At 52.5% G+C, this 24,129-nt stretch carries 24 protein-coding genes and 3 tRNA genes; 19 read left to right on the plus strand and 8 right to left on the minus strand.

All coding sequences use genetic code 11. The annotated features are described in order from the left end of the window. Nucleotides 1-71 precede the first annotated feature (71 nt). The gene (rpoS, locus tag ACFO3I_RS12160; protein WP_377334628.1) at nucleotides 72-1,070 is read left to right on the plus strand and encodes an RNA polymerase sigma factor RpoS; all 999 of its coding nucleotides are present in this window, start codon (nucleotides 72-74) and stop codon (nucleotides 1,068-1,070) included. Between the two features lie 59 nt (nucleotides 1,071-1,129). Here rpoS and ACFO3I_RS12165 read toward each other — a convergent pair whose 3' ends face one another. The 3 genes from ACFO3I_RS12165 to lolB all read right to left on the minus strand — a co-directional run bounded on the left by ACFO3I_RS12165 (nucleotide 1,130) and on the right by lolB (nucleotide 3,582). After that, complete coding sequence (locus tag ACFO3I_RS12165) at nucleotides 1,130-2,065, minus strand: ribose-phosphate pyrophosphokinase (RefSeq protein WP_377334630.1); 936 nt, start codon at nucleotides 2,063-2,065, stop codon at nucleotides 1,130-1,132. Between the two features lie 78 nt (nucleotides 2,066-2,143). Further along, nucleotides 2,144-2,989 (minus strand): 4-(cytidine 5'-diphospho)-2-C-methyl-D-erythritol kinase, encoded by an 846-nt coding sequence (gene ispE, locus ACFO3I_RS12170; protein ID WP_377334250.1) that lies wholly within the window; start codon nucleotides 2,987-2,989, stop codon nucleotides 2,144-2,146. Further along, nucleotides 2,977-3,582, minus strand: a complete 606-nt coding sequence (gene lolB / locus ACFO3I_RS12175) for a lipoprotein insertase outer membrane protein LolB (RefSeq protein ID WP_377334251.1) — start codon at nucleotides 3,580-3,582, stop codon at nucleotides 2,977-2,979. The genes ispE and lolB overlap by 13 nt, the downstream gene beginning before the upstream one ends. 104 nt (nucleotides 3,583-3,686) lie before the next feature. Here lolB and hemA point away from each other — a divergent pair, with 104 nt between their 5' ends. The 10 genes from hemA to ACFO3I_RS12225 all read left to right on the plus strand — a co-directional run bounded on the left by hemA (nucleotide 3,687) and on the right by ACFO3I_RS12225 (nucleotide 11,139). Then, nucleotides 3,687-4,934 (plus strand): glutamyl-tRNA reductase, encoded by a 1,248-nt coding sequence (gene hemA, locus ACFO3I_RS12180; RefSeq protein ID WP_377334632.1) that lies wholly within the window; start codon nucleotides 3,687-3,689, stop codon nucleotides 4,932-4,934. Between the two features lie 16 nt (nucleotides 4,935-4,950). Then, on the plus strand, nucleotides 4,951-6,042 hold the full coding sequence (gene prfA, locus ACFO3I_RS12185; protein ID WP_377334252.1) for a peptide chain release factor 1: 1,092 nt from the start codon (nucleotides 4,951-4,953) through the stop codon (nucleotides 6,040-6,042). Beyond that, entirely contained in the window at nucleotides 6,042-6,896 is an 855-nt protein-coding gene (gene prmC, locus ACFO3I_RS12190; RefSeq protein WP_377334253.1) for a peptide chain release factor N(5)-glutamine methyltransferase, read from the plus strand. Before prfA ends, prmC begins: the two co-directional genes overlap by 1 nt. Before the next feature lie 105 nt (nucleotides 6,897-7,001). Then, the gene (locus tag ACFO3I_RS12195; RefSeq protein WP_377334254.1) at nucleotides 7,002-8,573 is read left to right on the plus strand and encodes a DUF3369 domain-containing protein; all 1,572 of its coding nucleotides are present in this window, start codon (nucleotides 7,002-7,004) and stop codon (nucleotides 8,571-8,573) included. A gap of 96 nt (nucleotides 8,574-8,669) precedes the next feature. After that, a complete protein-coding gene (locus ACFO3I_RS12200) occupies nucleotides 8,670-9,044 on the plus strand; it encodes a SirB2 family protein (RefSeq protein ID WP_377334255.1) in 375 nt (124 codons plus the stop codon). A 13-nt stretch (nucleotides 9,045-9,057) separates the two neighbouring features. Continuing rightward, nucleotides 9,058-9,849 (plus strand): tetratricopeptide repeat protein, encoded by a 792-nt coding sequence (locus tag ACFO3I_RS12205; protein WP_377334256.1) that lies wholly within the window; start codon nucleotides 9,058-9,060, stop codon nucleotides 9,847-9,849. Nucleotides 9,850-9,879: 30 nt separating this feature from the next. Further along, the gene (gene kdsA / locus ACFO3I_RS12210) at nucleotides 9,880-10,731 is read left to right on the plus strand and encodes a 3-deoxy-8-phosphooctulonate synthase (RefSeq protein ID WP_465269143.1); all 852 of its coding nucleotides are present in this window, start codon (nucleotides 9,880-9,882) and stop codon (nucleotides 10,729-10,731) included. Between the two features lie 122 nt (nucleotides 10,732-10,853). Next, nucleotides 10,854-10,929, plus strand: a tRNA-Phe gene (locus ACFO3I_RS12215). 47 nt (nucleotides 10,930-10,976) lie between these two features. Then, nucleotides 10,977-11,052, plus strand: a tRNA-Thr gene (locus tag ACFO3I_RS12220). 11 nt (nucleotides 11,053-11,063) lie between these two features. Continuing rightward, a tRNA-Phe gene (locus tag ACFO3I_RS12225) sits at nucleotides 11,064-11,139 on the plus strand. A gap of 348 nt (nucleotides 11,140-11,487) precedes the next feature. On the opposite strand, the gene hxpB is transcribed toward ACFO3I_RS12225, so the two are convergent. Continuing rightward, nucleotides 11,488-12,159 carry a hexitol phosphatase HxpB gene (gene hxpB / locus ACFO3I_RS12230; protein WP_377334257.1) on the minus strand — a complete coding sequence of 224 codons (672 nt, stop codon included), beginning with the start codon at nucleotides 12,157-12,159 and terminating at the stop codon, nucleotides 11,488-11,490. 147 nt (nucleotides 12,160-12,306) lie between these two features. Between hxpB and lepB the strand changes: the two genes are divergently transcribed. Continuing rightward, on the plus strand, nucleotides 12,307-12,942 hold the full coding sequence (gene lepB, locus ACFO3I_RS12235) for a signal peptidase I (RefSeq protein ID WP_377334258.1): 636 nt from the start codon (nucleotides 12,307-12,309) through the stop codon (nucleotides 12,940-12,942). A gap of 48 nt (nucleotides 12,943-12,990) precedes the next feature. On the opposite strand, the gene ACFO3I_RS12240 is transcribed toward lepB, so the two are convergent. Next, entirely contained in the window at nucleotides 12,991-13,971 is a 981-nt protein-coding gene (locus tag ACFO3I_RS12240) for an extracellular catalytic domain type 2 short-chain-length polyhydroxyalkanoate depolymerase (RefSeq protein ID WP_377334259.1), read from the minus strand. A gap of 140 nt (nucleotides 13,972-14,111) precedes the next feature. Between ACFO3I_RS12240 and ACFO3I_RS12245 the strand changes: the two genes are divergently transcribed. Beyond that, nucleotides 14,112-14,888, plus strand: a complete 777-nt coding sequence (locus tag ACFO3I_RS12245) for an MBL fold metallo-hydrolase (protein ID WP_377334260.1) — start codon at nucleotides 14,112-14,114, stop codon at nucleotides 14,886-14,888. Next, nucleotides 14,888-15,412, plus strand: coding sequence for a 2-amino-4-hydroxy-6-hydroxymethyldihydropteridine diphosphokinase (locus tag ACFO3I_RS12250; protein WP_377334261.1), 525 nt, complete (start codon nucleotides 14,888-14,890; stop codon nucleotides 15,410-15,412). The genes ACFO3I_RS12245 and ACFO3I_RS12250 overlap by 1 nt, the downstream gene beginning before the upstream one ends. Here ACFO3I_RS12250 and ACFO3I_RS12255 read toward each other — a convergent pair. Next, entirely contained in the window at nucleotides 15,293-15,982 is a 690-nt protein-coding gene (locus tag ACFO3I_RS12255) for an SDR family NAD(P)-dependent oxidoreductase (RefSeq protein ID WP_377334262.1), read from the minus strand. The two genes, ACFO3I_RS12250 and ACFO3I_RS12255, sit on opposite strands and share 120 nt — an antisense overlap. A 172-nt stretch (nucleotides 15,983-16,154) precedes the next feature. Between ACFO3I_RS12255 and ACFO3I_RS12260 the strand changes: the two genes are divergently transcribed. From ACFO3I_RS12260 to gpt, 4 genes are all read left to right on the plus strand, one after another. Further along, complete coding sequence (locus ACFO3I_RS12260) at nucleotides 16,155-17,771, plus strand: methyl-accepting chemotaxis protein (protein WP_377334263.1); 1,617 nt, start codon at nucleotides 16,155-16,157, stop codon at nucleotides 17,769-17,771. A gap of 135 nt (nucleotides 17,772-17,906) precedes the next feature. After that, nucleotides 17,907-19,106: a phosphopentomutase gene (locus ACFO3I_RS12265; RefSeq protein WP_377334264.1), complete on the plus strand. Its 1,200-nt coding sequence runs from the start codon at nucleotides 17,907-17,909 to the stop codon at nucleotides 19,104-19,106. Between the two features lie 12 nt (nucleotides 19,107-19,118). Beyond that, the gene (deoD, locus tag ACFO3I_RS12270; protein ID WP_377334265.1) at nucleotides 19,119-19,823 is read left to right on the plus strand and encodes a purine-nucleoside phosphorylase; all 705 of its coding nucleotides are present in this window, start codon (nucleotides 19,119-19,121) and stop codon (nucleotides 19,821-19,823) included. A gap of 11 nt (nucleotides 19,824-19,834) precedes the next feature. Next, entirely contained in the window at nucleotides 19,835-20,311 is a 477-nt protein-coding gene (gpt, locus tag ACFO3I_RS12275; protein WP_377334266.1) for a xanthine phosphoribosyltransferase, read from the plus strand. A gap of 101 nt (nucleotides 20,312-20,412) precedes the next feature. On the opposite strand, the gene ACFO3I_RS12280 is transcribed toward gpt, so the two are convergent. Further along, complete coding sequence (locus ACFO3I_RS12280; RefSeq protein ID WP_377334267.1) at nucleotides 20,413-21,288, minus strand: LOG family protein; 876 nt, start codon at nucleotides 21,286-21,288, stop codon at nucleotides 20,413-20,415. A 108-nt stretch (nucleotides 21,289-21,396) separates the two neighbouring features. On the opposite strand from ACFO3I_RS12280, the gene ACFO3I_RS12285 reads away from it, so the two are divergent. Then, complete coding sequence (locus tag ACFO3I_RS12285) at nucleotides 21,397-22,803, plus strand: MBL fold metallo-hydrolase RNA specificity domain-containing protein (protein WP_377334268.1); 1,407 nt, start codon at nucleotides 21,397-21,399, stop codon at nucleotides 22,801-22,803. Between the two features lie 16 nt (nucleotides 22,804-22,819). On the opposite strand, the gene ACFO3I_RS12290 is transcribed toward ACFO3I_RS12285, so the two are convergent. Then, the gene (locus tag ACFO3I_RS12290) at nucleotides 22,820-23,980 is read right to left on the minus strand and encodes a chorismate mutase (protein ID WP_377334269.1); all 1,161 of its coding nucleotides are present in this window, start codon (nucleotides 23,978-23,980) and stop codon (nucleotides 22,820-22,822) included. Nucleotides 23,981-24,129 lie beyond the last annotated feature (149 nt).

Below are 24,129 nucleotides of genomic sequence, written 5' to 3' on the forward strand. Positions count from 1 at the left end.
CGAAGGGTGACCAGGTAAGGATGCCTGATTTTACAGGTGATACCCAAAGCTTGTTGATGTGGGAGAAGGATATGGGTCATAAAGATGATGAAGACGTAATTGATTTCAAAGAAACTGAGTTAGGTGATGATGTCACGCTTTCCGACGATGACAGTGCCGAGCCTGATTTAACCACTTTAACTACCGAAGAAGACAACACACCAGACGATGTGTTTGTTGCCAATGACAACCAACGCGTGATGGACGCGACCCAGATTTACCTGGGCGAAATTGGTTTTTCACCTTTACTCTCTGCCGAAGAAGAAGTTTATTTTTCCCGCCTGGCTCTCAGGGGGGACAAAGCAGCCCGCAAACGCATGATCGAAAGTAACCTGCGCCTTGTGGTCAAAATTGCCCGTCGTTACATCAACCGTGGCCTGGCGCTGCTGGACCTGATTGAAGAAGGGAACTTAGGCTTGATCCGGGCAGTGGAAAAGTTTGACCCTGAGCGAGGATTCCGGTTTTCGACTTATGCGACCTGGTGGATCCGTCAGACCATTGAACGGGCCATCATGAACCAGACCCGCACCATTCGGTTGCCCATCCATGTGGTGAAAGAGCTGAATGTGTATTTACGGGCTGCCCGCGAATTGTCACAGCGGCTGGACCATGAACCGACGCCGGAGGAAATTTCAGCGGCGTTGGACCGGCCTGTCGACGAAGTGCGTAAGATGCTGAAACTGAATGAAAAGATTACTTCAGTTGACACTCCTGTCGCCGGTTCGTCGGAAAAGCAGTTACTGGATGTGCTGGCTGATGAAAAAGAGCTGGGACCGGAAACAGAACTCACCGATGCCGATATCCGCCAGCATCTGGTGGTCTGGCTGGATGAGCTGAATGCCAAACAACGGGAAGTATTGGCACGACGTTTTGGTCTGCTCGGTTTTGAGCCTTCCACGCTGGAAGATGTTGGCAAAGAAATTGGCTTAACCCGTGAGCGGGTACGGCAAATTCAGGTTGAAGCGCTGCGTCGCCTGCGTGAAATTGTCAGCCATCAAGGCTTGGATATTGAAACCTTGTTTCAGGAATAAGCCGCAGTGCGCTGACAATAAAAAACCCCGGCAGGCCGGGGTTTTTTATTGGACGTCAATTAATCAAACATTGACGAAATAGACTCTTCGTTGCTGATGCGGCGGATACATTCAGCCAGCATATCGCTTAAGGTCAATTGCTTCACTTTGCTGATTGCACGCATTTCTGCACTCAGTGGCACAGTGTCAGTGATCATCAGTTCATCAATCACTGAGTTACGGATATTGTCCGGCGCACTGCCAGAGAATACTGCGTGAGTGGCGTAAGCAAAAACACGTTTGGCGCCTTGTTCTTTTAAGGCTTCTGCGGCTTTACATAAAGTACCGCCGGTATCAATCATGTCATCGACAATAATACAGTCGCGGTCTTTCACGTCACCGATGATATGCATCACCTGAGACACGTTGGCCTTAGGACGACGTTTGTCGATGATGGCCAGATCGGCGTCATTCAGCAATTTGGCAATAGCTCGGGCGCGCACGACACCGCCGATATCCGGCGACACCACCACTGGTGCGGTGAATTCACGCTTACGCATATCTTCCAGCAGTACCGGGCTGCCAAATACGTTGTCCACTGGCACGTCGAAGAAGCCCTGAATTTGTTCGGCATGCAGGTCAACAGTGAGTACGCGGTCCACACCCACGCTGGACAGGAAATCGGCCACCACTTTGGCGGTGATAGGTACCCGGGCTGAACGGACACGGCGGTCCTGACGGGCGTAACCGAAGTAAGGCATCACCGCAGTGATACGGCCTGCCGAGGCACGACGCAGAGCGTCGACCATTACAATCAGTTCCATCAGATTATCGTTGGTTGGTGCGCAGGTAGACTGGATAATAAAAACGTCAGATCCCCTGACGTTTTCATTGATTTGCACACAGACTTCACCGTCGCTAAAACGGCCGACTTCGGCATCGCCCAGCTTGATATATAAACGGCTGGCTATCTTCTTGGCGAGTTCTGGTACGGCGTTACCAGCGAAAATCTTCATGTCGGGCACGGTAGGATCCTCAGGGCAGTTGTGGTCCGGTTGAATTAAAACAGCTTGTTTTGTCAAACAAACTGTACGCTAAACAGCATCCTTCAACTCAGTCCACAGCGGGGACTGAGCAACCCCTTTTGCGACAAAAGCGCGCCACTGAGACGGTAATTTGTGCAGGGTTTGACGAGCACTGAATTCATCCGGGAATTCAGCAAATACGCTGGCGCCAGTACCCGTCATTCGAGACGGCGCGTATTCTATCAACCAGTCCAACACCAATGCAACCTCGGGGTAGAGCTGTTTGACCAGTGCTTCGCAGTCATTTTTCCAGTCTGAGTTTAGCAGTTGTGCCAGAGTCAGCGGGGCTGTATCGCGCGTTAAATCGGGGTGTTGGAACACCAGAGCCGTGCTGACATGCACCTCTGGCGTCACAATCAGGTAATATTTTTCTGGCAGACTAACAGGTTGCAAATGTTCGCCAACCCCTTCGGCATAGGCCGTTTGGCCTTCGACAAAAACCGGCACGTCAGCGCCAAGGGTTAAGCCAAGCTCTGCCAGTTCCTTAATCGACAAGCCAAGACCCCACAGCTGATTCAGCGCTGCCAGGGTGGTGGCGGCATCGGATGAACCACCGCCCAAGCCACCGCCCATCGGCACTTGTTTTTCCAGATAAATATCCACACCAGCGCTGGCAGCTGCTTTGTGTTTCAGTAAGGCGGCAGCACGCAGCACCAGATTGTCGGGGGTTTCCAGTTCCGGCAGATTGCAGCGCAGCTGGATTTGCCCGTCATCACGTGGTGTGAACTGCAGTTGGTCGCCCTGGTCCAGCAACTGAAATAAGGTTTGTAAGTTGTGGTAGCCGTCGGCACGCCGCCCCGTGATATGCAAAAACAAATTGAGCTTGGCCGGGGCCGGCAGAATTAAAGTTGCCATTGACGCACCACCAGTTTGATTTTTGTGCGATCAGTTTTTGATTCCAGCACCACCCGTTTTGGCAAGGCTAGCGCGTCCGGAAAAAACTCCGGGTAGCTGACGAGCCAGTCGCGGCCCTGATTGTCTTTGAGTTCAAAAGCGACCAAGCGGCCGAGCTGATCCCATTGATGGGCACTGCCTGTGCTGCTGGCCATGCCTTTGAGCCACAGCGGCATTTCTTCAATGGGCAGACTCCAGCCGGATAAATAATCCAGCAGTGCGCTGGCGGACTGCGCCTGATGCACTTCGCCATCGGCTTTGATGGTGGCACCGCGACTATCGGTCTCCAGCTCGAAAATACTGATACCGACAAAGTTAGTCATACTGGCCTGGTAATAGGGGCCTTGCTGTTGCCAGCTTAGGCTACCACTCACGCTGTCGTTCGGAGCTGTAACACCCAAAGCGCCAGTCAGCTTAAATTCCTGCAACTGCTCCAGTTGCTGCTGGCGTTGTTGGGCCGAGAGCGGCACATAAGACCCGGACTTGGGGCTGGACGCACAAGCTGAAAGCAACACCGCCATAGCGACAACACAGGCCATTTTTGCACTCGACAACACTTTAATTCCTTCTCTATGCTTTTTTTAAACCGGGCTTTTTCGTACAATTCGCCCTCATTATAAGGCCTGAGTGGCTGAACCCACTCTGTACAGACAGGTGAATCGCTATTTTTGCTTTAGGTATCAATCACAAAACTGCCCCGGTCGCGCTACGCGAACAGGTGGCATTTGCACCTGAGCAAATTCTGGATGCCTTACGCGAGCTGACCCAGCAGACGCAGGTCAGTGACGCCGTGATCTTATCGACCTGCAACAGAACTGAGCTGTATTTTAACGGCAGCCCGGAACAATCGAAACAGGTAATTCGCTGGTTAAGTGAATTCCATCAGCTTGACAGTCTGGAACTGAATCAGCACCTGTATTTGTATCAGGGCGACCAGGCCAGCAGTCATCTGATGCGGGTTGCCTGTGGTCTGGATTCGTTGGTTTTAGGTGAGCCGCAGATTTTAGGTCAGGTGAAGCAGGCATACAGCCACTCCCGCCAGGCCGGCACTATTAACCCGCAATTTGAACGGCTGTTTCAGAAAACCTTTTCTGTGGCCAAGCAGGTGCGTACCGAGACCGATATAGGCGCCAGTGCGGTGTCTGTTGCTTTTGCGGCGGTGAGTCTGGCCCGGCAGATTTTTGGTCAGCTTGGCAAAGTCAAAGTGCTGCTGATCGGTGCTGGAGAAACCATCGAACTGGTGGCCAAACATTTGCTGGAGCAGGGCGCTGAAAAAATGACGGTCGCCAACCGCTCTTACGACAGAGCCGCCGCTTTGGCTGCTCAATTTGGCGGCGAAGTCGTCAGTTTAAGCCAGGTGCCGCAGGCGCTGGCCAATGCCGATGTGGTGATCAGCTCCACCGCCAGTACCTTGCCTATTGTGGGTAAAGGCATGGTGGAACAGGCGCTGAAAAAACGCCGGCACAAGCCGATGTTTTTTGTCGACCTGGCGGTGCCTCGCGATATTGAAGAACAGGTGGCGGAACTGGAAGACGCTTACCTCTATACTGTGGATGACCTGCAAAGCATAGTCGCGCAGAATCTGCAGAACCGGCAAGAGGCCGCCGCCCAAGCGGAACAGATGATTCAGACCGGTGTGGTCGAATTCAGCCAATGGCTGGCGTTGCATGGTCAGCTGGACTGGGTGAAAAACTACCGGGATAAAGGCGAGGCGGTGCGCGATGAATTGACTGCCAAAGCGCTGAAGCAACTGGCATCAGGCCAGGATCCGGAAAAAGTGGTGGCGGAACTTGCGATGAAACTCAGCAACCGGCTGATGCATGCGCCGACCAAAGCCTTGCGGCAATTGCTGCAGGACGAACAACCTCAACAACAAACTTTGATCCACAGCTTGCTGGATCTGTAACAGGTATAAAGACCGAATGAAAGACTCTGTGTATCGTAAACTCGAAGGCCTGGTAGAGCGTTATGAAGAAGTGCAGGCCTTGCTCAGCGACGCCAGTGTTATCAGTGATCAGAACAGGTTTCGTGAACTGTCGAAAGAATACAGTCAACTGGAAGATATCAGTAAAGCCTTTAATGACTACCGGCAGGCGCAAGACGATTTGGTCAGTGCTGAAGAGATGATGAAGGATTCAGACCCGGACATGCGCGAGATGGCGCAGGACGAGTTTAAAGCGGCGAAAGAACGGATTGAACAGCTCGACGGCGAATTGCAGATCTTATTGATCCCGAAAGACCCGAACGACGGTAACAGCTGTTTCCTGGAAATCCGGGCCGGGGCTGGCGGCGACGAAGCGGCCATCTTTGCCGGTGACGTCTTCCGTATGTACAGCCGTTTTTGTGAGCGCCAGCGCTGGAAAGTCGAAGTGGTCAGCTGCAATGACGGCGAACACGGCGGCTACAAAGAAATTATTGCCAGCGTGCAAGGTGAAGGGGCCTACGGCACATTGAAATTCGAATCGGGCGGTCACCGGGTACAACGGGTTCCGGCTACTGAATCTCAAGGCAGGGTGCACACCTCAGCCTGTACTGTGGCCATTATGCCGGAAGTTCCGGAAAACGAAGCCATTGAAATCAACCCAGCCGATTTGAAAGTGGACACCTACCGTGCTTCAGGTGCCGGTGGTCAGCACGTCAACAGAACGGACTCGGCCATCCGTATTACCCACTTACCCACAGGTATTGTGGTGGAATGTCAGGATGAGCGTTCACAGCACAAAAACCGGGCTCGCGCTATGGCGGTATTGCAATCCCGTATTCAGGCCGCTGAAGATGAAAAACGCCGGGTGGCTGAAGAAACCACCCGCCGGAATTTAGTCGGCAGTGGTGACCGCTCTGAGCGGATCCGGACTTATAACTTCCCACAAGGGCGTTTAACGGATCACCGTATTAACCTGACCATCTACCGTCTGAACGAAGTGATGGAAGGTGAGCTTGAACAGGTGATTGACCCGTTGAAACATGAATATCAGGCCGATCAGCTGGCCGCATTGTCGGAAGAAAACAGCTGATGCTGACTGTTCAGCAGTGGCTGCTGCAGGCGGCCACTTCACTGCACCCCTTGTTATCGACCGGCCCTGTGCCGGTCGATGCACGTCAGGAAGCCCGCCGCATGTTGCAGGAGTTGTCTGGCTGGTCTGCCACTCAGCTGGTGCTGCGGGCTAGTGACGAGTTACCAGCAGAGCTGGAAGCGACCTTAACGGCAGCGCTGACCCGGCGGCTTGCCGGTGAGCCGCTGGCTTATATTCTCGGCTACTGGTACTTCTGGGATTTTCAGCTGAAGGTTGCTCCCTGCACCCTGATCCCACGACCTGATACCGAAACTCTGGTCCGCCAGGCGCTGGAGTTGGCGTTGCCCACACAGGCCCGAGTGCTGGATTTAGGCACCGGCACCGGTGCTATTGCACTGGCGCTGGCCAAAGAAAAGCCCGATTGGCAGCTGACTGGGTTGGACCTGCAGCCTGAAGCTGTGGCTTTAGCCCGCCACAATGGGCAACAGCTGCAGCTTGCCAATTGTCGCTTTAGCCAAAGTGACTGGTTCACTGCGGTTGCAGGCCAGCAGTTTGAGCTGATTGTCAGCAATCCCCCTTATATCGATGAAACCGATCCGCATCTGAACCAGGGCGACGTCAGCTTTGAACCCCGCTCAGCCCTGGTTGCAGCGCAGACAGGCCTGGCCGATATTCAGCAGATTATCCAGGGCAGCTGCAGCCATCTGACTTCAGGTGGCTGGCTCTGGCTGGAACATGGTTATCAACAAGCCGACTCCGTGCAGCAGTTGCTGAAACAAGCAGGTTTTAGCCAGGTAGCCTCGGTACGTGATTATGGTGACCAATGGCGTATCAGCGGCGGTCAGTTGGCCTGATGGCGAAAATTTTTTCCATTTCAACGACTTTGCTTTGACCCTTCCCTGATAACCGCATATAAATAAACAACGCGGGACTTGGATGTTGCGGGGAAGGAGTAATAGATGGCCAATGATTTTCTGTTCGCTGAAGAGCCGGAGGAACTAAGCAGTCCGAACCGGGGCAGCTGGAAAGTATTGATTGTTGATGATGAGCCTGAAGTGCATGCGGTGACTAAGCTGGCGCTCAGTGATTTTTCATTCCAGAGCAAAAACCTGGAGTTTGTCAGTGCCTACTCAGGCCGTGAAGCCAAAACCCTGATTGCGCAGCACCCGGACGCTGCCATTATTTTACTCGACGTGGTAATGGAAAGTGACGATGCAGGTTTGTTACTGGCGCGTTATATCCGCGAAGAACTGCATAACCATTATGTGCGTATTATCCTGCGGACTGGTCAGCCGGGCCAGGCGCCTGAGCGGCAGGTGATCGTCAATTACGACATCAACGATTACAAATCCAAAACCGAACTGACTGCGCAGAAACTCTTTACTGTGGTGATGAGTAGTTTGCGTTCTTACCGAGATATCTTGTCGATTGACCACAGCCGCCAGGGCCTCGAAAAAATTATCTCTGCTTCTGCCAACCTGTTTTCTTCCCATTCGATGGAACAGTTTATTGATGGGGTATTGCAGCAGCTGACGTCCATTCTTGGCTGCAATGACAATGCACTGTTAGCCAATTCTTCATTGGTGGCTGGTACTTTAAATGATGACGCCGATCCAGACCGGCTGGTGGTTTTTGCCGGCCTGGGCGAATTTGAACGCAAAGAAGGCAAAGCCATTCAGGACGTGCTGGACGCCACCTTATTGGATGCATTTAAACAGGCGCTGGACAGCCGCAGCATTGTCTACCGCGACAATTATCTGGTGGCCTATTGCACCAGCAAATTCACCTCGGGCTCACTGCTTTATGTGTCTGGTCTGCCCAGCCAAATTACCGACACTCAGAAGCGACTGATAGAGCTGTTTTCACAGAACGTGCAAATTGCCTATGAAAACGTGCAACTGCAAAATGAAATTGAAGACACTCAGCGTGAAATTGTTTATCGCCTCAGCGAAGCGGTTGAGCAGCGCTCCATAGAAACCGGCAACCATGTGAAGCGTGTCGCCTTTATCTGTTATGACCTAGCCAAAGCTTATGGCCTGGAAGAGGAAGAAGCAGAAAAACTGATGTTCGCTTCCCCACTGCATGATGTCGGTAAAGTGGGCATTCCGGATGGCATTCTGAATAAACCGATGCGGCTGCAGGACCAGGAATGGGAAGTGATGAAAACCCATTCCAGTATTGGTTATGAAATTCTGAAAAATTCCAAACGCACCATTATTCAGGCCGGCGCCGTGATTGCCCGTGATCACCATGAAAAATGGGATGGTTCCGGTTACCCTGAAGGAAAAAAAGGCGAAGACATCCACTTATATGCCCGTATTGCCGCCTTAGCCGATGTGTACGATGCGCTGCGCCACCGTCGCTGTTATAAATCGGCCTGGACGCTGGAGCAGGTGTTGACCTACTTCGACAGTGAAGCGGGTAAGCATTTCGACCCTAAACTGGTGCAAATTTTTAAAAGCCGGGTCGACAAACTGGAAGCAATACTGCAAAAATACCCGGACGAAGACGACGATATGCGAAATCTTTAAAGGCTTGGACGAAAAACCACCTTGGGGTGGTTTTTTCTTTCTGCGTCCTGATAATAGTTGATAGGCCTGACAGGCCTAGTTTAAGGAGTTTTCCTGATGTATATGGCATTAAAGCATTCCCATATGCTGTTTGTTGCCCTGAGTGTGGCTTTTCTGGCGATACGTTTTTTATTAAGCCTGAAAGCTCCGGCCTTATTGCAGAACAAGTTTTTTAAAATTACCCCTCATATAATTGATAGCTTATTGCTGCTGACCGCTGCAGGTCTGATGTGGACTATTCAGCAATATCCGTTTCAAACGCCATGGCTGACCGATAAATTGATTGGTGTGCTGGCTTACATTGCTTTGGCATTTATGGCGCTCAAAGGCCGCACCTTGTTGCTGCGCTGGCTGGGTTTTATCGGTGCATTAAGCTGGTTGGTGATTGTTGCCAAGGTTGCTGTGACCAAAACCCCAGTGATTTTTGGTTAAAGCCAATTCACAGATGTCTTTCTTACAATCTGAAGATGGTTCTGAGATCAGTCAGCTTGAGCTATGGCTGTTGACTGAGGCCCAGTGGTCTGACGTTGCCCTGATTGAACAGGCTCGCCAGCAATGGCAGCAGCTGCGTGCACTGTTGCCGGTGCAGGGCAGCCTGATGAACCGCTTTGATGCGGTCATGCAGTTGTTCTATCAGCAGGCGTTATTTACCGCGCCGTTGCAACAGCTCAGGCTCAGTCATCTGCCTGAACCCGCGTTAATCCATCACGCCTTGCTCAAACGTGAGGCTGAGCCTTTGGTGCTCAGCTTGATCCTGATCGATATGTTACTGCTATCGGGGTTAGAAGTGCAGCCTGTCTGGTATCAACAGCAGTTGGTGCTGCAAGTGCGGTTATCGGCCGCGGAGAAGATTTGGCTGGATCCGGTTAGTGGGCAGTGGCAGTGCTTGCTTAAACCAGAAAATGGCCTGGTTGGTACTCTGGCGGATGAAATGAAGCAAGTCCCAGGTTCGTTCAGTCAGCTCGAACAGCGGCTATGGCAACAGCAAAAGAAGCTATTTTTGCTCTGTGGCCAAAAAGAAAAATCGCTGGCGATAGTGCAGCATCTGCTCAGTCAAAAACCGGACGATCCGTTTTTGCGGCGCGAACGCGCCCTGATCCTGGAATTGCTGGACCATTGGTCACTGGCAATTGCCGATTACCAATATTTTGTCGAACAACGGCCAGATGATCCGTTGAATGAACAAATCCAGCAACAAATCCGGCAATTGTCCTGTTATTCTCAATCGTTACATTAAAGCGTTGCAGTGGCAGCGAAAGGAAAACTTGTGAGTCAAATTCAATCCGTTTCTGTTGGCAGCATTGAAGTCGCCAACGACAAGCCGTTTGTACTCTTTGGTGGCATGAATGTGCTCGAGTCACGTGACCTGGCGATGCAAGTGGCAGAGCATTATGTGAAGGTCACTGAAAAGCTGGGTATTCCTTACGTCTTTAAAGCGTCGTTTGACAAAGCGAACCGCTCTTCAGTGCACTCCTACCGTGGTCCGGGGCTGGAAGAAGGCCTGAAAATTTTTGAAGAGATTAAGCGGACTTTTAACGTGCCACTCATCACTGATGTGCATGAGCCCTACCAGGCAGCTATTGTGGCAGAAGTGGTGGATGTACTGCAGCTGCCGGCTTTTTTAGCCCGCCAGACCGATCTGGTGATTGCGATGGCTGCCACTGGGGCTGTGATTAATGTGAAAAAACCACAGTTCCTGGCGCCGCATGAAATGCGTCATATCCTGACCAAATTCAAAGAAGCGGGCAATGAGAATGTCATTTTGTGTGAACGAGGCTCCAGCTTTGGGTATAACAACCTGGTGGTCGACATGCTGGGTATGGACGATATGAAGCACTTTGCGCCAGTGATTTTTGATGCCACTCATGCGTTGCAGCGGCCAGGTGGTCGCAGTGATTCAGCAGACGGCCGTCGTGCTCAGGCGGCGCAATTAGCCCGCTCTGGCATGGCGCTGGGGCTGGCAGGTTTGTTTATTGAAGCGCATCCTGATCCAAACCAGGCAAAATGTGATGGCCCTTGTGCGTTACCGCTGGCCAAACTGGAAGCTTATCTGGCTCAGATGCAGCAATTAGATCAGCTGGTAAAATCATTTCCTGCGCTGGATACTTCGGCTAATTAATGCAGCTTTGGCGGGCAAAACTATGATTTTTTGCCCGCTTTGCTCAGGATTTAAGCGAACTCGTCAGCCCAGACAAAAATAAGTTGACTTGATTCCGCGAAATCCGTTTAATACCCCCCGTTGCCCAGATAGCTCAGTCGGTAGAGCAGCGGATTGAAAATCCGCGTGTCCCTGGTTCGATTCCGGGTCTGGGCACCATGAATTTTTGTGATTGGTGCTTATCCTGTCACGACCTTGTTCAAGGCGCCGCTTTAGCTCAGTTGGTAGAGCAACTGACTTGTAATCAGTAGGTCATCCGTTCGACTCGGATAAGCGGCACCATTAACCTCTTTGCCCAGATAGCTCAGTCGGTAGAGCAGCGGATTGAAAATCCGCGTGTCCCTGGTTCGATTCCGGGTCTGGGCACCATCCTTCGGATGATGTGCTAAAAAGCCAGCTTATTGCTGGCTTTTTGCTTTCTACAGGTCAGGCCCTACATCTTCGATGACTGCCTGCGTCCATGCAGGCAGCCCTGCGGGCCAGCTAACGCTGTTCTGGTTTGCTCCTGGCAAACCTTGGTCCGGGTCTGGGCACCATCCTTCGGATGATGTGCTAAAAAGCCAGCTTAACCGCTGTGCGAAGAAAGACATGCAACCGCTGGTCATGCCCCGCCATTTCCTGAGCCGTGATAACGAACGACAGTTCTCAACAGGCCAGTATCAGTACAACAGCCAGAGCACAGGTGACTGCTTCTATCAGCCGCTGTACAGGCGCGGATCAGTCAACAGCACTGAGCTGCAACCACTGTGCGGGCTCGGCAGGTAACTCATGGTAATTGCGGATTTTGCTTAACGCCTGTTGATACTCGGCTTTGTGCCAGTGGTGGTCAGCGGGCAGTGCAATGACCTGCATACCGGCCGCCAGTGCCGCTGTCATGCCGGTCACTGAGTCTTCAAACACCAGGCAATGGCGGCTTGGAACGCCCAGTCGCTGTGCCGCCAGATGGTAGATATCAGGCTGAGGCTTGCCTTGGCTGACATCTTCGATAGAGCACAAGGCCTGAAAATAATGACGGATTTGCAGGTGATCCAGCACTGTATGCATCAGAGATGCAGGCGAATTGGTCGCCACAGCTAAGGGGATTTTCTGCTCAGACAGCTGTTGCAGCAATGGCAGCAGTCCAGATTTGGCCTGGCCTCGTTCGACCACAGCCCGGGCTACGTAATCAATCACCGCTTGTTCGGCTTCTGCCAGCGTCATGCCTGTCCAGGGGCTATGGGCATACCAAAGTGCCGTAACGGCTTTGGTGCTCATGCCAGCCGTTTGGGCTGTGATTTCTGGCGGCAGCCGGACACCCAGCTGGTTAAAGATATATTGCTCTGCTTCTGTCCAGTAAGGCTCAGAGTCAATCAGCACTCCATCCATATCAAAAATGACCGCGTGCGGCATTTTGTTCTCCTGCTGTCTGCTCTGTGGAGCTCCATTCTAAAGGGGGCCGCTGGCGCTGGCAAAACTTAGTAACAATTTTGAGCAGAAGCTGATGCAACTAACGACGAGGGATAGGGCCCAAGTTGAAGTTATTACAGGAGAATTTTTATGCAAAAGGTAAAACAGTTCTGGCGTGAACATTGGGCTTTTGTATTTTGTATGGCGCTGATGTTTGTGTTTCGCAGTGCAGTGGCCGATTGGAACCATGTGCCGTCCGGGTCCATGCAGCCCACCATTAAAGAGGGCGACCGTATTCTGATCAATAAACTGGCGTATGACGTGCAACTGCCATTTACCGGCCATTCACTGGTGAAGCTGGCGGACCCACAACGGGGCGATGTGGTAATTTTTGAATCGGCCGCCGCCAATAACAGACTGGTGAAGCGGGTGATCGGCATGCCGGGAGACTGGGTTGAGATGCAGGACAATCAGCTGCGGATCAATGGCCAGGCTTTACTGTATCAGGCGGAGCAAGGTACAGATTGGCAAGAAAATTTACTGGGCGTGAAGCATGAGATCCGGCTGACTCAGCAGGACTCCGGTCTTTCCAGCTTCGAACCTTTGCGTATTCCGGCTGGGTTTTATCTGGTGTTAGGCGATAACCGCAATAACAGTGCAGATTCGCGTGTTATTGGCCTGGTGCCACGCCAGGAGATCATCGGCAAAGGCGAAATGGTGGTGATGTCCTTTAACCCGGATAACTATTATTTGCCGCGCGGCGACAGGTTTTTTGTTGCACTGTAAGCCAAACCAGCAAGGCACAGCTGGCTGTGCCTTGCCTGAACGGCGAAGTTAACCTTTTAATGCCTGCGCCAGTTTGACCACCGCCTGTATTTGCGGCCCTTGTTTGGTGGCATAGTCGGCTGTGGTGTAGCCCCACCAGTCCCAACAGCCTTGGGGGTTCAGGGGCATCAGCTTGGACGCTCTGGCCTGCGGGTACAGCACCACTAAGTGGTTACTGTCCGCCAGCCGGTTAAAGCCCGCTTGCTCGACATAGGCCATTCCCACTGCTTCGGCCGACTGATTACAGCCGTGAAAGCTGATATGCAGCCGGCAACTTTCTCCTTCAGCGCACGCTTTGGGTACATACACATAAGCCTGCTCCGCCATAGTTGCTGCACTGTCTCCGGCAATCTGCTGTTGCGCCAGCGGATAAATCTGGCCTGAGGCGGGAGCCACGGCCGCTTTAAAGTTGGGCAGTATAAAGCTCAGCGCTGCAGCTGCTGCATCATAGTTGCAGTTGCCGAGATAAGGCACTTCTGAAACCGCGCAGTCCGAACCAGTATTCAGGGTAGGCATATGGTGAGCAAAAGGCTGATCCGACACATAATTCAACTGTGCGGTTGGCAACCATTGCTGATATTGCTGATACAGTGCTGCCGCTACGTCCGGGTGAATTTTTTCATCTTTGCTGCCATGCAATAACCAGACTTTTGACTGCGCCAGTGCAGTTTTGCTGGCGAGCTTGCCTTCATTCATCCAGTTGTTCAGTTGCTGATTGATGGCATCGAGCGGGATTGGCGAATCCACTTTGTTGATGCAGTGATCCAGTGCGGTCAGTAAGTTGTTTTGCGCACAATAGACCGGGCCAGCAGCCACAATAGCGGCACCTTTGACCCAATCGGCCTGCGCCAGATGAAACTGCGCAGCCATATAACCACCGCTGGATAAACCCGAGACCGTGGTTTGGCTGAGATCCAGCTGCAGTTTAGGTAAGGTGGCGGCTTGTGCAGTGCCTAATGCCAGGCCAAGCGCCCATAGGAGTTTGTTCATCGTCTGTCCTTGTTGGTTTTTCTGCTTCAGTGATACTCGTTAGCGGCGGAAAAATCCATAGCACTTAGGTACAGCATCATTTTCGGTTTTTTTGTCCTTGTGTGTTGGTGGTACACTGGCTGCCATTGTGCAAACGTCTGATGACGGACTCATTAGTGACAGCTCTTAACGAATTACTGATCCTCGGCTGCGGCCATTCCGAAGCGGATACGCTGTTTAATAACAACGCGCTGGTGCGCACTGAACAGGGCAATTTGCTGCTGGACTGCGGTTACACCATCAAACCTGCTTTGTTCGCGCAGGGACTGAAGCTACAGGACATTGATGCGGTGGTGATCACTCATGTGCATGCCGACCATGTGTTTGGACTGGAGCGGCTCGCCAACGAAGGTCGCTACAAATTCAAACGTAAAGTCAGGCTTTACCTGCAACCAGAGTTGTACGATGAGTTATGGCACCAGACCCTGAAAGGATCGCTGGGGCGCAATGGCGAAGGCCAATGCGAACTGGAGGATTATTTCGAGGTGTGCTGGATTGAACAGAACCAGTTTGACTATGCCGGCAATCACTACCAATTGCACCGGGTCACTCATACCCCGGGTAAACCTTGTTTTGGTATCGAAATAAATGGCGCTGTGTTCTACAGTGGCGACACCCTGGTGTTGCCTGAGCTGTTAGCGACACTGCAGGTGCAGTGGATATTTCACGATTGCACGCTGACCGACTGGAATCCGGTGCATGCGCCTGTTTCCAGCCTGTTACACAGCTACCCCGAAGCGCTGCGTAAACGCATTTTTTTGATGAGTTATGAAGATCATTGGGCCGACTTTTCTGGTTTGGCTGAGCGGGAGTTTGCCGGTTTTGCTAGACAGGGTCAGCGGCTTGATCTGAACCGCCTTGGCGGAGTACAGAGCTGATGCTGTATTTGTTGTCGCTTGGTTCGAACATTGCGCCTGAACAGCATACGCCGCTGGCGGTGGCGCAACTGCTGCAGCGCTATCACAGCCTGTTTTGGTACCCCGGGGTTTATACCGAAGCTTGTTTAGTGGAATCTGACCGGCGTTTTATTAATGCTCTGTGCTGGTTATGCGCCGATGAATCTCCAGAGCACCTAAAACAGCAGTTATGCCTGATTGAAAGCCAGCTTGGGCGGGACAGAACGGACCCCTATCGCAGTATCAAGGATCGCAGTTGTGATATTGACATTCTTTGGTCCGGCACAGAGTTACAGCCAGACTGGGCTGAGCTTCTGACCGAGCCTTACCTGGTACAGGTACTGACGCCAGACAGCGTTAAAGCGCAGCTCTGGTATGGCGCTGAGTTACTTCCCCAAAGCCCGGCCGCCATCTATTTTCAGGCTGAGACCGGTGACAAATGGGTTATCGACCAAAAAACGGACGCCTTTGAGAATTGGCTCAAAGCCCGCCTCAGTGGCAATTAGTGTCTGTTGCATCACCTGTTGCTTTTCTTCGCTGCTGTGCTCGGGCAAAAACTGAATAGGCCCTGGCTGAATACTGTTCACCCGCACCAGTGGTGCATAAGCCTTGGCGGCCGATTTCATCAGGTTTTCCAACCCGGCTTTGGTGCTGCAATAAAGCGCAAAAGCCGGGTTGGGGTTGTCCGCATAGATATCCGTAATATGCACTATGTTGCCTGCGCCACTGGCTTGCAGCAGTGGTAACAGCTGTTGGTTTAACAGCGCAGGTAATTGCATATGAACGGCAAACAGCGCTTGATAAAACGCGGCAGGGTCCTGCTGATGTTGCTGATCTTTTTCAAACAGTGAGGCGTTGTGAACCAGCAAATCCAGCTGACCGAGTTGCTGTTTGAGCTGCGCTGCCGCCTCTAGCACCGAGTCTGACCGCTGGTAATCCAGTTCAATCTGAGAAAAAGGCTGTGCCGGATTTTGTTGCCGGGTCAGACCAATAACCCGGTAACCGGCCTGGGTTAACTGCTCGGCTAAATAAGCGCCTAAGCGCCGGCTGGTTCCTGTGATCACTGCTGTTTTCATGCAGACCTCTGAGGTTCAAAGGACGGGCAGCGGACTGGCCGTGCCTGTGCATCTTAAAAGTCCTGCGCCAATTATTCTACAAAAGATTTTAAGACCGGATCTTTTGCGAAAACTCATTCTGTTATCAATACTTAGCTGTACTAAGTATAACCGCCAACCAGTGAGTTCCGAGATGAATATTCATAGTATCCGAGTGAAAAGTAGTTTGCCGATGCTGATCCTGGCCCTGACCTTAATTGTTGTGGTGTCCTTGTTCAGCTATTTGTCGTCAATGCAAAGCCGTGCTCTGGATTTGCAAGCGGAAAATTTTCTGAAAGCAATATCTGTGGTGCTCAATGCCGACCGCGATTTGTACCAGGCCAAACTGGCCAGCACTCAGCATATTGCCAAACTGGGAGACCCTGCGGCGCATGAGCAGGATTTTGCCGATAACGCGGCCCAGGTGAAGCAACGCTTTGGTGAATACCTGAATTACCTCAAGATGTACCCGGATATCGCCGCCCGCTTCAATGATTTTGAGCGGCAGTATCAGCGCTGGAATGAAGCAGGGCAGGCCGTGCTGCAAGCCAGCCGTGACGGCAGCCTGACCGCTGAAATGCAGCAGCAGGAACAGCAGTTGTTTGCCGACTTACGGGATGTGCTGGACAAAGCCGGTGAAGCGGCTTTGGATACCTCGATTGCCGAGCAGACACAACTGACCTCCGACATCAGTCTGTTTCAGAACAGCAGTTATGGCATCAGTGCACTTATTTTGCTGGTGGCGGGCTGGTTTAGCTATGCGGTGCCAAAATCGCTGACCGATCAGATTAACCATTTAACTTCCCGGCTGGCCGAAATTGCGTCGGGTGACGGGGATCTGACAGCCCGGTTAGATACCAGCTCGAAAGATGAATTTGCTGATTTAGCCGGCCAGTTTAATGGCTTTGTGGCTAATCTCTGCCAGCTGATAGCCTCCGTGTTGCAACAGGCCGCTCAGCTCAGTCAACTGACCTCTGTGCTGTCTGAATCGGCGCTCAAAACCAATGAAATTACCAAATCGCTCAATGTGGCATCGGATTCCATTGTCAGTGCTGTGCATGAAATGACGCTGGCCAATAAAGAAATGGCGCAGGTGGCGACCGATTCAGCTCACGAAGCGGACGAAGCCAGACGCAGTGCCGAAGCGGGCATTGTGGTAGTCAATAGTGTGACGGAGCGGATGGGCAAACTGACACAGGATGTCGACCAGGCGCTGGCCTGTTCTTCTGAGCTGGAGCAAAGCTCCGGTAATATTGCCTCTGTGCTGGATGTGATCCGTGGCATTGCCGAGCAAACCAATCTGTTGGCACTGAATGCGGCTATTGAGGCGGCCCGGGCAGGTGAGCAGGGGCGCGGTTTTGCTGTGGTGGCCGATGAAGTAAGGACGCTGGCATCGCGCACTCAACAAAGCACCAACCATATTCAGGAGATGATCCAGACCTTGCAAAGCCGGGTCAGTGAAGCGTCCAGTGCTATTAACAGTGGTAAGGCGAATGCCGACCGCACCGTCAGCAGTTTTGCCGAAGCCGAACAGGTGTTTGTTCAACTGCAGCAGTCGTCATTGCGGGTCAATGACATGGCCACCCAAACCGCGTCTGCTACCGAGGAGCAGGCGCTGGTGTCAGAAGAAATCACCAAAAACCTCTACGCGCTGCATGATCAGGCCAGCGCAGCCGGTGATATCGCCCGCAATAACGACAGGTTGTCTTCAGAGATTAAGCAGTTGTCTGATACCTTGTTCGGCCTGGTGGGTAAATTTAAAATCAGTTAGCTAACCGGATGACAAATTGATTGCGAACAGGGCACTTTTTGCATAAGCTGCGTGCCCTTTTTAATTTTTACTCCTTGTTGCGGCTGGGGTTCAGCCCCATTGAAGCAGAGTAAAAAGCAACCGAGGTTAGATGTCATGAAAAAGGCCGTGATCCTGGTTCTGGACAGTTTTGGTGTCGGCAGTGCGCCGGACGCAGCGTCCTTTGGTGACGCAGGCGCCAATACCTTTGCCAGTATCAGCAAAGCGTTCTTCAGCCACAAAGGTCGTCAGCTGCAGTTGCCGAACCTGGCCAGATTGGGTTTAGTCAAAGCCGGCCATGCCGCCAGTGGTGAACTGGCGCTGGTTGAAGACAGCAGCGACACGCTGGGCAGCTATGGCTATGCCCGCGAGTTGTCCAGTGGTAAAGACACACCAAGTGGTCACTGGGAAATTGCCGGTGTGCCTGTGTTGTTTGACTGGGGTTACTTTCATGACAAAACCAACAGTTTTCCTGCTGAACTGATTGAAGAGCTGGTGCGCCGCACTGGTGTGCCCGGCATTTTAGGCAACTGCCATGCGTCAGGCACCGACATTCTGGTCAAGCTGGGGGATGAACATATCCGCAGTGGCATGCCAATTTGTTACACCTCCGCCGACAGTGTGTTTCAGGTGGCGGCGCATGAAGAGCATTTTGGTCTGGAGCGGTTGTACCAGTTTTGTGAAGTGGCGCGTGAACTGCTCGACAGCTACAACATAGGCCGGGTGATTGCCCGTCCATTTTTAGGTACTGAGGCAACTAACTATGCCCGTACCGGCAATCGCAAAGATTATTCGGTATTACCGCCGGCACCGACAGTTCTCGATATGCTGACCCAGGCCGGTGGCACTGTGGTCAGTATCGGCAAAATTGCCGATATCTATGCCCACCAGGGCATCAGTAAAGAAGTCAAAGCCACGGGGCTGGCCGCTCTGGTGGATAAGACATTGCACGAAATGGCGCAGGCACCGGATCACAGCATTGTATTTACCAACCTGGTTGATTTTGACCAGAACTACGGCCACCGCCGCGACCCTATAGGTTATGGCGAAGCGCTGGAGTATTTTGACAGCCGTTTGCCTGAGTTGATGGCGGCTCTGGATCAGGACGGCGTGATGCTGCTGACTGCCGACCATGGCTGCGACCCAACCTGGCCAGGCACCGAGCATACCCGCGAATATGTGCCTGTGCTTTGGTTTAACAAATTCCAACCCGCCCGTGATTTGGGCGAACGTCAGAGTTTTGCCGATATGGGGCAGACGCTGGCGGCTTACTTTGGGCTGCAGCCATTGAGCTACGGTCAGTCATTTTTAAATTAATTCAGGACTTTTATGGCTACTCCACATATCAATGCGCCAGAAGGCGCTTTTGCTGAAACCGTGTTAATGCCAGGCGACCCACTGCGCGCCCAACACATTGCCGATACCTTTTTAACCGACGTGCAGCTGATCAGCACAGTGCGCAATATGTATGGCTACACCGGCACCTACAAAGGCAAAAAGGTCAGCGTGCAGGGCTCAGGCATGGGCGTTCCGTCCATGTCGATTTATGCTACTGAACTGGTGAAGTTTTATGGTGTGAAAAACATCATTCGTATCGGCTCCTGTGGTGCCTTGCCACTGGATGTCAAAGTGCGTGATGTGGTGATTGCGATGGGCGCCAGTACCGACTCCATGGTGAACCGCAACCGCTTGGGTGGCAACCTGGATTTTGCTGCGCTGGCTGACTATGGTCTGCTGGAAAAAGCCGTCAGCGCTGCCCGTGCCAAACAAATTCCGACCCACGTTGGTAATGTGTTTACCTCGGATCTGTTCTACAACCCGGATCCAACCTTGTTCGACCGTCTGGAAAAATACGGTGTGCTGGGTGTGGAAATGGAAGGGGCCGGCTTGTACGGTGTCGCTGCCGAATTTGGCATTAAGTCGCTGGCCATTATGACGGTCAGCGACCATATCCGTACCGGCGAAGCCTTAAGTGCTGAGCTGCGCCAGACCTCGTTCAACGATATGGTCGAAATTGCGCTGGAACTGATTTAAGGAGCACCGAGATGTCGCTGACAAGCAACAAAATGTTTTATGTGTCCTGGGAAGCCTTTCACCGTGCTACCAAAGTGCTGGCGAAAAACCTGCTGGGCCGTGAGTTTGACAGCATAGTGGCGGTTAGCCGCGGTGGCCTGGTGCCAGCTGCTATCCTGGCCCGTGAGCTGAATATCCGGGTGGTGGACAGCATTTGTGTGTCCAGCTACGACCATGATCAGCAGCGCGAGCTGACCATCCTGAAAAACGCAGCGCTGCGCGACAGCCCGCGTTTGTTGGTGGTGGACGACCTGGTAGATACAGGTGAGACCGCCAAAGCACTGCGCGAGTTATTCCCAACCGCCTGTTTTGTCACTGTATATGCCAAACCTCAGGGGAAGCCGCTGGTGGATCTGTATGTCACCGACATTGAGCAGGACACCTGGATCCAGCTGCCATGGGATATGGAGTTGGCGTACAGCACGCCTCTTGTCGATCAGCACAAATAAACAGAACTCTGGGGTCAGGTCTTGTATTTTGCATTGACACACAAAATACAAGACCTGACCCCAATGAAGATGCAGTGAAAAAGGCCGCTAAGCGGCTTTTTTTACAACTGGTAGCAGCCACAGATGGCTTGCCAGGCTTGCTCCGGGCTATCGACAAACTGGATCAGTTGCAGGTCTTCCGCTTTAATCAGGCCTTCCTCCACCAACAAATCAAAGTTGATTAGCCGGGTCCAGAACGCCCTGTCGTATAAAATCACCGGCACTTGTCTGGCTTTACCGGTCTGTAGCAAGGTTAAGGTTTCGAACAATTCATCCAGGGTGCCAAAACCACCGGGAAAGGCGACCAGCGCGCGGGCCCGTTGCAGGAAATGCATCTTGCGAATGGCAAAATAGTGAAACTGAAAACAGAACTCCGGCGTAATAAAAGGGTTCGGCCGCTGCTCATGCGGCAGCACTATATTCAGCCCTATGCTCTGACCGCCGGCTTCATAAGCACCGCGGTTGGCCGCTTCCATCACACCTGGTCCGCCACCACTGATAATCATCACCGCATTTTCTGGCTGTTGCCGGCTGTGCTCTGTGACCAGCTGGGCAAAACGACGGGCGGCCTCGTAGTAGCCGCTGTTTTTCATATCCCGCTCGGCCAGGCGCAATTGGCGAAGTCGTTCGCTATTGGTGGGATCAGCTGCTTGACTGGCCTGCGCCAGTTTAAGCTTTTCTGCTGCTTGCTCTGGCGATAAAAACCGGGCACTGCCAAACACCACCAGAGTGGCTTGCACCTGATGCTGTTCCAGCACCAGCTGGGGTTTGAGGTATTCCAGTTGCAACCGCACATGGCGCAATTCGTCCTGCATCAAAAAATCTTTGTCGCTGAACGCCAGCCGGTAAGACGGATGGGCTTGCAGGCCCTGGCTGTGCTGGTCGGCTTCGCTGGCAGAAATTAAATGGCGTTGATGCAGTAAGTTACTGTCGGACATTCGGGGCTCCGTCAAAAATTCAGAAATGATTCAATCCTTTGATATAGGCTAATTTCAACCATTCAAGATTGAGTTATAACACTCTAATACCACAACAGGGAGAGAAGAATGCCATTAGATGCCAGTTTGACCTTTTATGGCGCCGCGGAACAGGTGACAGGCTCCTGCTATTTGCTGCGCATTGGAACCCTGCGGGTGCTGCTCGATTGCGGCATGAGTCAGGGCGCCGACCAAATCCGCGAGTGGCACAAATTCAGGTTTCCGTTCCGGCCAAAAGACATTGATGCGGTGATCCTGTCGCATGCCCATATTGATCACAGCGGCTTATTGCCCTTGCTGGTGGCTCGTGGTTTTAGTGGCAATATCTATTGCACCGAAGGGACCTCCTTACTGCTCGGGGTGTTATTAAAAGATTCAGTGCAGCTGTACCTGAAAGATTTGGAATGGCAAAACCGCCAGCGCGCCCGTCAGGGCAAAAGCCTGCTGGATCCGGTGATGGCTGTGCGGGATGTAGTGCAGGTGCTGGAACAAACGCAGCCGCTTGGTTACCGGCAAAAGTTCAGGGTGGCAGAGGAGATTGAACTGGAGTTCCTTGATGCTGGCCATATTCTGGGATCTGCCATAGTGCAGCTGCAGCTGAAAAACGGCAAAGCCAGCCGCCGTTTGGTGTTTTCCGGCGATTTGGGGAACCCCGCCACTGTACTGATGCCGGACCCAAGCCAGGTGGTGATGGCGGATATAGTCCTGATGGAAAGTACCTATGGTGATCGCAACCACCAGCCGCTGAACCGCACTCTGGATGAGTTTGCTGAGGCGTTGGATAACGCCTATGCCGCAGGCGGCAATGTGTTTATTCCCGCCTTTGCATTGGGGCGCAGCCAGGAAATCCTGTATTACCTCGGTCTGCTATATCAGCAAAAGCGGCTGAAACAAAAAATGGTGGTGCTGGACAGCCCGATGGCGATTGAGATCACCAAAATTTATTCTCGCCTGATGGACGAATTTGACCCGAAAGACACTCAGCTGCTGGAGCGATACGGCGCTAAAGATTTACAGAGTTTTTTGCCTATTCTGCGATTAACTGCCACTGCAGAGGAGTCGGCAGCGTTGAACCGGGTCAGTTCTGGCGCCATTATCATTGCCGGTTCCGGCATGTGTAACGGCGGGCGCATTGTGCACCACCTGAAACACAATTTATGGAAAGCCGCCAACCACCTTATTTTTGTGGGCTTTCAGGCGCAGGGTACCTTGGGCCGCCAACTGGTGGACGGAGAGAAGCGGGTACGGGTGTTTGGTCAGCAGATGGTGGTTAAAGCGCAAATTCACACCATTGGTGGTTTCTCTGCTCATGCCGGTCAGAGTGAATTGCTGGATTGGGCCTCTGCCATCGGCGGGCAACCGCAGTTTTATCTGGTGCATGGTGAGCCGAAAGCACAACAGGCCCTGCAACAGCGAATGCTGGAACAAGGCCTGCAGTGTCAGATTGCCCAGAAGGGGAAAAGCATCACACTGTGACGCCGCCTGACGGTAATTAACTCTGTGGTGGCAGGGTTGGGCTGATATCTTCGCTTGGGTAACAGCCCAACACTTTGACAAAGCGGGTAATGCGGTTCAGTTCGTCCAGCGCTCTGGTCATGGCGTAGTCATTCAGGTTGGCGTACACATCCACATAAAACATTTCTTCCCAGGGGTTACCCGGAATAGGGCGGGATTCCAGTTTGCCCATGCTGATGCCATGTTGTTTCAGTACGCTCAATGCATCGACCAGGGCGCCTGGTTGCTGGCCTGTGTACATGATAAAAGTGGTTTTGGCCGGAATGGCTTTGTCCACCTGAATGGCTTTGCGGGCCACCACGATAAAACGGCTGACATTATCTTTCTGATTGGCCAGGCTGCGGCCCAGCACCTCAAGCCCATACAGTTTGCCGCCTTCTTCACCACCAATAGCCACTACGGTTGGGTCCTGCGCCTGACGCACCCGGTTAAAAGCATCTGATGATGCATCACAGTACTCAATTTTGACACTGGACAAGCCTTGCAGGTATTGGCTGCACTGGGCAATGACCTGAGGGTGAGCGCAAATAGTCTTGATTTTGCTCAGCTCGGTGCCGGTGATACCAAGCAGGCAGTGTTCAATCGGGTGCGTCAGCTCACCAACAATAGACAAGCGGGTATGCTGCAGCAGGTCATAGACTTCGTTGATACTGCCGGACGAGGTGTTTTCAATTGGCAGTACAGCGTAGTCGGCATGACCGGTTTCAACGGACTGCACAATTTCATTAAAACTGTCACAACCAATTTCAATCAGGGTTTCAGCGCGGCGGGTGAAGTATTTCTGGGTGGCCCAGTAACTGTAGGAACCCTGGCGGCCGAGGAACGCAACCCGGGCCACCGGACCATTGGCACCATTGAGCTGGCCCTGAACTTTGGCCTGCTGCTGCAGCACTGAGTCTTCAATAATCACATGGTAAATTTTGGTGATGTACTGAGCGTCCAGATCCAGGCTTTTGCCTTTTTCTATCAGGGAGACCAACAGTTCCTGCTCACGCTTCTGATCGCGAATAGGTTTGTTTTGCGCCAGTTTGGCGTCGGCAACAGCGAGCGCCAGCTGGCGCCTGTTGGACAATAACTGCAGCAGCTGTTGGTCGGTGCTGCTGATGTCCTTACGGATTTGGTCTAAATCGTGCGTCATTTCAGTGTCCTTAGGCAAAAAAAAACCTCCCACTGGGGGAGGTTTTCGGGTCTATCACGCGCGCGCGACTTACCGCCTCCCCGTTGGGGTGGTAAAGAGGCGAAAAAAGCGAGCGATTAAATTCAGTTTCATACTGTGCAAAATAATCA

The sequence above is a fragment of the Rheinheimera marina genome (genome assembly GCF_042654345.1).
GTDB lineage: Bacteria > Pseudomonadota > Gammaproteobacteria > Enterobacterales > Alteromonadaceae > Pararheinheimera > Pararheinheimera marina.

Bases quoted from the DNA above. Each gene is read 5' to 3' on its own strand.
- lepB (WP_377334258.1), top strand. From the start codon at position 12,307: ATGCAAAAGGTAAAACAGTTCTGGCGTGAACATTGGGCTTTTGTATTT.
- ACFO3I_RS12255 (WP_377334262.1), bottom strand. From the start codon at position 15,982: ATGAAAACAGCAGTGATCACAGGAACCAGCCGGCGCTTAGGCGCTTAT.
- ACFO3I_RS12240 (WP_377334259.1), bottom strand. From the start codon at position 13,971: ATGAACAAACTCCTATGGGCGCTTGGCCTGGCATTAGGCACTGCACAA.
- gpt (WP_377334266.1), top strand. From the start codon at position 19,835: ATGTCGCTGACAAGCAACAAAATGTTTTATGTGTCCTGGGAAGCCTTT.
- prfA (WP_377334252.1), top strand. From the start codon at position 4,951: ATGAAAGACTCTGTGTATCGTAAACTCGAAGGCCTGGTAGAGCGTTAT.
- ACFO3I_RS12285 (WP_377334268.1), top strand. From the start codon at position 21,397: ATGCCATTAGATGCCAGTTTGACCTTTTATGGCGCCGCGGAACAGGTG.
- ACFO3I_RS12165 (WP_377334630.1), bottom strand. From the start codon at position 2,065: ATGAAGATTTTCGCTGGTAACGCCGTACCAGAACTCGCCAAGAAGATA.
- ispE (WP_377334250.1), bottom strand. From the start codon at position 2,989: ATGGCAACTTTAATTCTGCCGGCCCCGGCCAAGCTCAATTTGTTTTTG.
- ACFO3I_RS12290 (WP_377334269.1), bottom strand. From the start codon at position 23,980: ATGACGCACGATTTAGACCAAATCCGTAAGGACATCAGCAGCACCGAC.
- ACFO3I_RS12245 (WP_377334260.1), top strand. From the start codon at position 14,112: ATGACGGACTCATTAGTGACAGCTCTTAACGAATTACTGATCCTCGGC.
- ACFO3I_RS12280 (WP_377334267.1), bottom strand. From the start codon at position 21,288: ATGTCCGACAGTAACTTACTGCATCAACGCCATTTAATTTCTGCCAGC.
- ACFO3I_RS12195 (WP_377334254.1), top strand. From the start codon at position 7,002: ATGGCCAATGATTTTCTGTTCGCTGAAGAGCCGGAGGAACTAAGCAGT.
- deoD (WP_377334265.1), top strand. From the start codon at position 19,119: ATGGCTACTCCACATATCAATGCGCCAGAAGGCGCTTTTGCTGAAACC.
- ACFO3I_RS12205 (WP_377334256.1), top strand. From the start codon at position 9,058: ATGTCTTTCTTACAATCTGAAGATGGTTCTGAGATCAGTCAGCTTGAG.
- ACFO3I_RS12265 (WP_377334264.1), top strand. From the start codon at position 17,907: ATGAAAAAGGCCGTGATCCTGGTTCTGGACAGTTTTGGTGTCGGCAGT.
- ACFO3I_RS12200 (WP_377334255.1), top strand. From the start codon at position 8,670: ATGTATATGGCATTAAAGCATTCCCATATGCTGTTTGTTGCCCTGAGT.
- rpoS (WP_377334628.1), top strand. From the start codon at position 72: ATGGGTCATAAAGATGATGAAGACGTAATTGATTTCAAAGAAACTGAG.
- ACFO3I_RS12250 (WP_377334261.1), top strand. From the start codon at position 14,888: ATGCTGTATTTGTTGTCGCTTGGTTCGAACATTGCGCCTGAACAGCAT.
- hxpB (WP_377334257.1), bottom strand. From the start codon at position 12,159: ATGCCGCACGCGGTCATTTTTGATATGGATGGAGTGCTGATTGACTCT.
- ACFO3I_RS12260 (WP_377334263.1), top strand. From the start codon at position 16,155: ATGAATATTCATAGTATCCGAGTGAAAAGTAGTTTGCCGATGCTGATC.
- prmC (WP_377334253.1), top strand. From the start codon at position 6,042: ATGCTGACTGTTCAGCAGTGGCTGCTGCAGGCGGCCACTTCACTGCAC.